The organism is Paenibacillus sp. FW507-14B1B (genome assembly GCF_058781425.1).
The window spans coordinates 338,099-345,733 of the sequence record NZ_JBYSWS010000005.1; the positions used below are offsets into that span (position 1 = coordinate 338,099).

Annotated in this window: 6 protein-coding genes; 2 read left to right on the top strand and 4 right to left on the bottom strand. The window is 42.6% G+C overall.

The features are described 5' to 3' along the window. Positions 1 to 273: 273 nt before the first annotated feature. From AC3WJJ_RS22700 to AC3WJJ_RS22710, 3 genes are read right to left on the bottom strand one after another with little or no spacing between them, the layout of a single operon-like run. Positions 274 to 1,878: a response regulator gene (locus AC3WJJ_RS22700; protein WP_492544025.1), complete on the bottom strand. Its 1,605-nt coding sequence runs from the start codon at positions 1,876 to 1,878 to the stop codon at positions 274 to 276. A gap of 11 nt (positions 1,879 to 1,889) precedes the next feature. Further along, complete coding sequence (locus AC3WJJ_RS22705; RefSeq protein WP_492544027.1) at positions 1,890 to 3,683, bottom strand: sensor histidine kinase; 1,794 nt, start codon at positions 3,681 to 3,683, stop codon at positions 1,890 to 1,892. 6 nt (positions 3,684 to 3,689) lie between these two features. Next, complete coding sequence (locus AC3WJJ_RS22710) at positions 3,690 to 4,571, bottom strand: helix-turn-helix domain-containing protein (protein WP_492544029.1); 882 nt, start codon at positions 4,569 to 4,571, stop codon at positions 3,690 to 3,692. A gap of 148 nt (positions 4,572 to 4,719) precedes the next feature. Between AC3WJJ_RS22710 and AC3WJJ_RS22715 the strand changes: the two genes are divergently transcribed. Together AC3WJJ_RS22715 and AC3WJJ_RS22720 are read left to right on the top strand one after the other, a co-directional pair. Continuing rightward, positions 4,720 to 6,108 carry a sulfatase family protein gene (locus tag AC3WJJ_RS22715; RefSeq protein ID WP_492544031.1) on the top strand — a complete coding sequence of 463 codons (1,389 nt, stop codon included), beginning with the start codon at positions 4,720 to 4,722 and terminating at the stop codon, positions 6,106 to 6,108. A 284-nt stretch (positions 6,109 to 6,392) separates the two neighbouring features. Next, the gene (locus AC3WJJ_RS22720) at positions 6,393 to 7,301 is read left to right on the top strand and encodes a methyl-accepting chemotaxis protein (RefSeq protein WP_492544033.1); all 909 of its coding nucleotides are present in this window, start codon (positions 6,393 to 6,395) and stop codon (positions 7,299 to 7,301) included. A 127-nt stretch (positions 7,302 to 7,428) separates the two neighbouring features. On the opposite strand, the gene AC3WJJ_RS22725 is transcribed toward AC3WJJ_RS22720, so the two are convergent. Continuing rightward, the coding region (locus AC3WJJ_RS22725; protein WP_492544035.1) for a hypothetical protein at positions 7,429 to 7,635 on the bottom strand (207 nt) is incomplete at its 5' end.

Consider the following 7,635-nt stretch of genomic DNA (forward strand, 5'->3'; position numbering starts at 1 on the left):
TCCGTATGTCATAATAGGACTCTTCCCAAATTATAGATCTGCTTATCTTTCGTTTACATGCACATGTTAATGATCTGATATCTTTTATTTGGACTTCGGATTTCTTTATTGGTTCCTACGTCTGCAAGAAGATGCACTTTTTAATGAAATCATGCACTTAATTGCTTGAACAATAAAAATGCCCCCTAGAATGACATCGGGATTCCCTAAAAGCTCCCGATGTCATTCTAGGGGGTGCACATATATCATTCGCCCAAGCCAAGCCCGGCTCTTTTATAACGAAGTATCTGATTTATAATGAATAGGCGAGCATCCTACAACCTTTTTGAAGACCCTGCTAAAATAATGCTCATTCTCATATCCCACCCGGTGACCCACCTCATATATCTTTAATTCCGTTGTTCGCAGTAGAATCTTTGATTGTTCGATACGAATCTGGGTTAGATAATCTATGAAATTTTGTCCGGTTTCTTTCTTGAACAGGTTGCTCAAATAGGACGGTGACAGATTCAAATACTCCGCTACGGATTCAAGTGTGACACTATTCGAATAATTCTTCTGGATGAATCTCATCGCTGAATGAATCGTGCGTGAATTATCTGAAGAGGTTCCTGTTCCTTCATTCCACTCCTCCTGAATGGTTTCAAGCCACTTAATAATATCGGTCTTCACACGCCAGTTCTCCATCCGCTTTAGATGTCCGTCCATCCATACAGAAGCATCCTCTCCCCATCTGGAAGCCAGCAGAAAAGGAATCGGGGCACAGTACACCTTGAGGCTATTTAGAGAAAGGCCATTCAGATGGCTTAATAACTGCTTTATATTTTCAATAGATTTGAGAACGTTGTTATCTTCACGTCGATCCAGAGAAAGTTCAAGGTTCCGTATTTCTTTGGCTATGTCTGCTGACTCTAACGTGCCACTTAAAGATTTAATCTCTCGATATACAATAGTCGTGCCTCCGGCATAGGAATAACGGAAGTTGAGCGCCTCAAGAGCCTGTCTATAACTTAATTTGATCTCATGAAATGCGGTCACTGGCTCGCTGATGGCTATACATACAGAGAAGTTCAGGTATTTTTTCAAAGCTTCTTTAATCGTAGCAGCCAAATGATACGCCTGTTCAAGTACTTCCTCAGCTTCCATACTCGGGGGAGCAAAGTATAATAACAGGAACTCTTTAGGATGAATGGACAACGGAAATCCATATTTATGATCGGATGAAATCTCATTCAAAATATTAAGAATTGCATAGTTCAGAAGATGAATCTCATCTTCCCCGTATCTCTCGTAAATTTCCATCCCGTCGGTCTGGAACATGAGCGAGACCTTGAATCCATCCGGTAGCGTAAGCTCTGCTTCTCTCATTCTCTGAATATATTCCGATTCCGTATGAATCCAGCCATATACGAGGTCTTTGAAGAAATTCTCTCTCAAAAGGCTAAGTTCCTTGGCTCTTATTCGGCCGTGCCCCGCTTCTAACTTCTTCTGATCTTGTTCAAGATCCAGCTTCTCTGCTATTTTCTTCAACTGACCTAGAAGCTCCTCAGGATTCATCTGCAATTTGATAAAATAGTCTTCGGCCCCATTCTTCAAAGCTTCTCGAACATATTCAAAATCATCAAAGGAGCTGAGAACTAAAAATTTGATTTCAGGATGATATTCCCGTACCTTCGAGATTAACTCAATTCCATTCATGATCGGCATTTTTATATCTGTAATCACAATATCTACTGGGTTATCCATTAACCATTCATAAGCTTTTCTTCCATTCTCAGCCTCACCGGCTATCGTAAATCCGTTCTCTTCCCAGCGAATAAGCGATTTTATGCCTACTCTAGCCAGCATCTCATCATCCACGATCATTACCTTGTACATGGCTCTCCCCCTCACCCGATCTTAGATGCAGACTCTACATTCGAAGTAGCAGCCGGTATGATCATCTCGATCTCCGTAAATTCATTTTTCTCGCTCCTGATATAAAAAGCACTATCTTCACCATACGTTAACTTCAATCTTTCCATCACATTGGACACGCCAATGCCGCCATGTTGTGCAGGATTGCTCACGCGACTTATGAGTTCCTCCCGTTCTTCATTCGACATCCCCACTCCGTTATCCCACACCCGGATAAAGAGCTGATCCTCATGACACTTCATCGAAACTTTAATCTCTCCGCCTGATTCTTCCCTCGGTTCAATGCCATGAAATATCGCATTCTCAACTAGAGGCTGTAAAATGAACTTCACACAGGGCATGGATAAGACTTCAGGATCAACATCATAGGTTACTTCGAAGTTATGGTTATACCGTATTTTTTGGATATATACATAATCTCGCAGGTTGGATAATTCCTCTTCTACCGTAACAAAAGGCCCATCATGTTTGATCGTATTCTTCAGCAGTCTACCTAGCACCTCGACCACATCTCTTATATTGTCAGACTTTTGTATGATGGCCATCCATCTTATCGTATTGAGCGTATTGTACAAGAAGTGAGGATTAATCTGCGCCTGAAGCGCTTTATACTCCGCATTCTTCTTCTTCTCCTGTTCCTCCAAATTGGATTGAAACAATTCCTGAATTCGCTTAATCATGAAATTAAAGTGTTTGTTCATGACACCTACCTCGTCAGGCCGCTCAATATCTACCCGGACCGTCAAATCCCCTTCTTGTACCTTCTTCATCGAATTCGTTAGCGTCCGTATAGGACGTACAATATGGGAGGATACAAAGAACCAGATTACTGATGTTAAAATAAATGAGATCAGAAAAACACCAATGGTATTGCGGAAAATCCCATCCGTTCCTTTGGTTAAAGAAGCATAAGGAACCGTTTCAACCACTCGCCAGTCATATTTTGTGATCGGAACATGTGCAAGCAGAAGCTGCTCTTGGTTCGTTCCCTCCGTAAGGAAGTACCCTTTGTCCTCCTGAGCTCTAATCTCATCCATTCCGCCAAACGACTCATTTAACAGCAGTGTCTCGGAATCAAATACAATATGATCTCGATTATCCACAATGTACAGCCTGCCACCGTCCAACAATTCGATATTCTTGAGCAGTCCAGTAAAATAAGATTCTTTAAATGTTAAATACAAAGTTCCAAGTGTCTTATTGTTCTTCTCCCCTACAATCGCTCGACCTAGCGCGACAACGCTTTCATTTTGAGTCCTGTAGTTAGCAATATTCTTATGAATACCAAGCCACATCACCTGTCCATTCAGACTGTTCACTTCACTGAACCATTGCTGCTCTTTAATCCGATCGATATCCAAGCTTGTCGCATCCTCACCGTATAGAAGATTTCGGCCATTATTACCGATTACGACAAGTGAAGAAACATAAGCGAATATATTTGTATTAATGGAGTATGTATCGAGCTGCTGCTCTACACGTTTCATATCATAGTAGAAATCAAGATCATTATCATAGGAAGTCATCAGGACATTTCGAATTACGGGGTTCACATTAATGAATTTAGAGATTTGCTCCCATTGTTCAAGCTCCTTTTCGATATTGTCACCGATGAAGGTCAGATTGGATAAGAAGGAATCACTGACCTTTTCCTCTAGCAAATTGACAGAAATCCGGTATGACATAATGCTTATGATGGTTGTTGGAAGAATCAAAACCAATAGGAATGATAATACGATTTTATTTTTTATACTCTTCTTGATCATTGAGCACTAGCCCTTCTCTCTCCAAGGATAAAGTAATCTTCGATAAACGGCCGGTGTCATGCCCTCTCGCTTACGGAACGTATGAATGAAATAGCTAACATCCTCGAATCCCACCCGTTCTGCAATTTCATTAAGAGCAAGCATCGATGTCCCCAGAAGCTCCTTCGCCTTTTCCATCCGAACCTCCAAGAGATACTGATGGGGTGACATGCGCATATAGCGGCGAAATAAGGCCCTCATGTGCCCTTCACTTAAACAGACAGCAGATGCTATCTCCTCTGAGCTTAATGAGCTTTCGTAGTGCTCTCGGATATAAGTACAAACTTCTCGTACTCGTTTGTCCGAGACCGGTGTCGGTGTCTTCATGAATGGCTGAGCGAGATGAATCATTAAAGCTACCCACTGCTTCGTCTTCGCTTCAGTAGAAAGCGCAAGCTCCGTGTTACTGGCCGATAATTCAAGTCCCTGTTCACCTAAACGGTAGAATTGTTGAACCAATTCGAGCCAAGTGGTCTTAAACTCACCTGCCTTGGGACTTTCTGATACGGAGAAGACAGCAGGAATACCGAACAACTGGTGGCATTCTACCCCTCCAATGATCGATTGGATACCCATAGATAAATATCGGATGGAACCTTGCTCTTCATCAATATGTTGAGTTGTCACTTTCTCATTCGAGGGCAGGATTACAATATTACCAGGTTCCACGAGATACTCTTCTCCTGATAGAAATACTTTTCGACTCCCTGCAAGGACATACCAGATCGTCGTTACGGGAATACAATATTCGTTGAAATTCCATGACTCGTCTCTATGCCAGTCAAATACAAAATGTAATGATATATCAGAATCTCCAGTTGCCGCACGATAAATCTGGTAATCACTCATAGACTCCAGTCACCTTCCGTTAGCTATGATCTTCGTTTTTTTACATTTTATCTGTGATTCATTACTAAAAAAAGCACTTACATTTCTTTATATTATATAAAAGATCATTAAAAGTCTTCGAAATTTAATATACATAGGGAGTGAAGACATGTCTCATCACAATCAAGAAAAACCAAATGTCATTGTTTTTTTCACCGATCAGCAGCGCATGGATACGACAGGGGTTCACGGAAACCCTTTAGGATTAACACCACATTTTGACCGTATTGCCCGAGAAGGAACGCATCTGTATAACACCTTTACCTGTCAGCCCGTATGTGGCCCCGCACGCTCCTGTCTTCAAACGGGCATGTATGCAACAGCTACCGGCTGCTATCGGAACGGGATTCCCCTTCCAGAAGACAGTCGCACGATGGCCCATTACTTTAAGGACGCTGGATACGATACAGGATATATCGGCAAGTGGCACTTAGCAGAACAGGAGCCCGTACCAGTAGAAGAACGTGGTGGTTATGATTACTGGCTCGCGGCAAATCTGTTAGAGCTATCTTCGGATGCCTACAGCACGGTACTGTACGATAATGATTGTAACGAAGTAAAGCTACCTGGATACCGCGTAGATGCACAGACGGATGCGGCAATTCGCTATATAGATGGCCATCAGGATCAGCCTTTCTTCTTGTTCTTATCGTATCTGGAGCCTCACCATCAGAACCATACGGATAATTATCCGGCTCCTGACGGCTACGAGGATCTTTACACGGATCGCTGGACTCCACCGGATTTAAAGGCGCTCGGTGGATCCTCTCCACAGCATCTAGGCGGCTATTACGGAATGGTGAAACGCCTGGACGAAGCCTTAGGACGACTATTAGATGCCTTAAAAAGTTTGAAGTTATCGGATAATACAATTATTCTCTTCACATCAGACCACGGGAATCATTTCAAGACTCGAAACGGAGAATATAAGCGCTCTGCACACGATAGTTCAATCCGGGTGCCAGCCGCGTTATATGGACCTGGATTCATGCAAGGCGGGCAAATCCGTGAAATGGTAAGTCTAATTGACTTCCCTCCAACTTTATTGGCTGCTGCAGGTATCGATGTCCCTTCACAGATGCAAGGTCACTCGATCATGCCGCTTGTTCGAAGAGATAACTCGGATTGGCAGGACGAAGCCTTTATTCAGATCAGTGAATCTCAAGTGGGCAGAGCCATTCGAACCAAACGCTGGAAATATGCTGTAACTGCGCCTGATCTCAGCGGATGGGATGTGCCCGGCTCAAAGGAATATGTAGAAGCTTTGTTATATGATTTGGAAGCAGATCCTTATGAACTAACCAACCTCACAGGGATCGAATCTTACCGGACTGTTGCCGATGATTTAAAAAATAGACTCATCATTCGAATGATAGAAGCTGGCGAAGAAGCCCCGATCATTCATTCTGCAGAACCAAGAGCTGCGGGACAGCGAAGAGTGTCGATCGAGGAACTAAGATTAAAGTTACAGCCCGAATCATCATCCATGAATAGTTGAACGATAGTTTAATCAGATATTGAACCAGATCCCCTTCGTGTAAACGAGTGTATCCAGCCACTAACGTTTACACGAAGGGGATTTTTCATGTTGTTCACACAGCTGAAATTCTCAAATACTTCACAAATAATGCACACTATTTCGCACAAAATTGTTGCTTCTTTCTCTTTCGTCAAAATTGCATATATAGTATAATCTTACCTGCTGTGAATAGTAAAAAAGTCTTATTTTTAAAATATCTTCATTTGTTTTCTATTTTGGCTTTAGGGAAGGGAGCTATGTTCTTGGGAACGTACTCTACACAAGTGCTAAATGAACAATCCGTACTCGCCGCACTAGAGCAGTCACTTGCTATGATTGAATTTAATCTGCAGGGAGAAGTATTATGGGCAAACGATAATTTTGCTCAAGTGATGGGCTATTCAACATCGGAGTTACCGGGAATACATCATAGACAATTCTGCACACCGGACTTTATGAACAGTTCGGAATATACGGAGCTTTGGGAAAGTCTCAGACAAGGCAAAAAATTTCAAGAGAAAATCACGCGTGTCACTAAAAACGGACTGCTTATAAGTCTAGAAGCTACATACATGCCGATTCGTGATGAAGATGGACAAGTGATTGCTGTACTTAAGGTAGCAACAGATATCACCAAGCGAGAGACCAGTACAACCCAAGTCATAGAAGAATTAAAAAGCATGGCCGAGGATTTACTCTTACGTACGGAGGAAGGCATTACCCGTAACCAACAAGTAGCCACAACCATAGATTTGCTCATGAATGGTAACGAGAATAACCTGAATGATCTTCATGACTTACAGCAGCAGACGATTGCCGTTCACCGAATCGTGAAGATGATTCGAGATTTCGCATCCCAGACGAATCTACTTGCTTTGAATGCGGCAATAGAAGCGGCTCATGCTGGAGAACATGGACGTGGATTTAATGTGGTAGCAACCGAAGTGCGAAAGTTAGCCAAAAGTGTACAAGAGGCGGCTCAGGAGATTCAAGAGACGGTTGAGGGAATTTCCAAGTACGTGGGTCGAGTCAGTGAGGGAACGACAACTTCTCAGGAAGCTATTGCGAGCAGTCAAGCTCAAATACAGCAAGCCGTCGCTGAGTTTGCAGGAATTGGAGAGGCTGTTAGCAAACTAGATGTTCAGGCTAAGATTTTGAGTCAGATGGTATAAATAGCTGTCCGATAAATAGCGCTTGTATTTGGGTCAGAATACTAAATTTCGAGGAGTAGAGAGCCCTCAGACTATAAAATACAACCCCCTCCATTTGGAGGGGGTTGTATTTTTGCAATCCGCTAGATTAATGAGGAACTTGCGCACTAAAGTCATCTCGGCTTGATCGATCTGCATGATAGAACACGATGTCTCCGTCTCTTAAGGAAAATGAATTCCCGTAGCTGTCATACGCTATTGAATTAAATCCTTCTAAATTCCATTGATTCATGAGCGGTGCATTAATGTACTGGAGATGAGGATTGCTGGTATTTCCATCCCGAATCGATTCCAG